The 767-nt window shown below is 51.6% G+C and carries 2 protein-coding genes and 1 pseudogene; 2 read left to right on the top strand and 1 reads right to left on the bottom strand.

Annotation, left to right across the window (positions count from 1 at the left end; genetic code table 11):
* Positions 1 to 66: hypothetical protein (locus MHZ89_RS22605; protein WP_311784624.1), on the top strand; the 66-nt coding region annotated here is incomplete at its 5' end.
* 41 nt (positions 67 to 107) lie between these two features.
* Positions 108 to 635: pseudogene (locus MHZ89_RS22600) on the top strand (recombinase family protein); the annotation flags it as partial.
* Positions 636 to 661: 26 nt separating this feature from the next.
* Here MHZ89_RS22600 and MHZ89_RS22595 read toward each other — a convergent pair.
* On the bottom strand, positions 662 to 767 hold a 106-nt coding region (locus tag MHZ89_RS22595), incomplete at its 5' end, for an IS1 family transposase (RefSeq protein ID WP_000300949.1).

Raw genomic sequence — 767 nt, 5'->3', positions numbered from 1 at the left:
GCCCTGGTACGAGCGCTGAACAAAATGACGAAAGCAGGTATGGCTGAAAGCGTGCGTATTGCCTGAAAACACAACCCGCTACGGGGAGACTTACCCGAAATCTGATTTATTCAACAAAGCCCATCAGCGGTACAAAACTTGACCGCCCGGAGCTGGGGCGCTTACTGATGGACAGTCACCGCAATGATATTTTACTGGTCGAGCAGATAGACCGTCTGACCCGTCTGAGCAACAGCGACTGGATGACGCTGAAAAAGCAAATCGAGCAACACGAGCTGCGGATTGTCAGCCTCGATGTGCCTACCTCATGGCAGGCACTGTCAGATAAAGACCCTTCGCAGGCTGATCCAATCACCCGCGTAGTGATAACCGCCATCAATAACATGCTTATCGATCTGATGGCCGCGATGTCGCATAAGGACTGGCTGAGCCGCAGCCAGCGGCAAAAGCAGGGGATTGAACGGGCACATACGCTGGGAAAATGCCGGGGCAAACAGGCCGATCTTGAACGACACCAGAAAGTTCTGTACTACCGCCATGTCAAGAAACTGAGCATAAGAGAAACTGCTGAAGCCACCGGTTACAGCACATCTCAGGTCTGCAGGATTCAGGCCCTGTTCAGGCCTGAAAATTAAGCACATTTTCTGGTAATGGTCCCAACTTATTGATAGTGTTTTATGTTCAGATAATGCCCGATGACTTTATCATGCAGCTCCACCGATTTTGAGAACGACAGCGACTTCCGTCCCAGCCGTGCCAGGTGCTGC

The sequence above is a fragment of the Pantoea sp. ACRSB genome, assembly GCF_022346905.1.
Lineage (GTDB): Bacteria > Pseudomonadota > Gammaproteobacteria > Enterobacterales > Enterobacteriaceae > Pantoea > Pantoea piersonii.
This window is presented reverse-complemented; position numbering and strand designations above follow the sequence as displayed.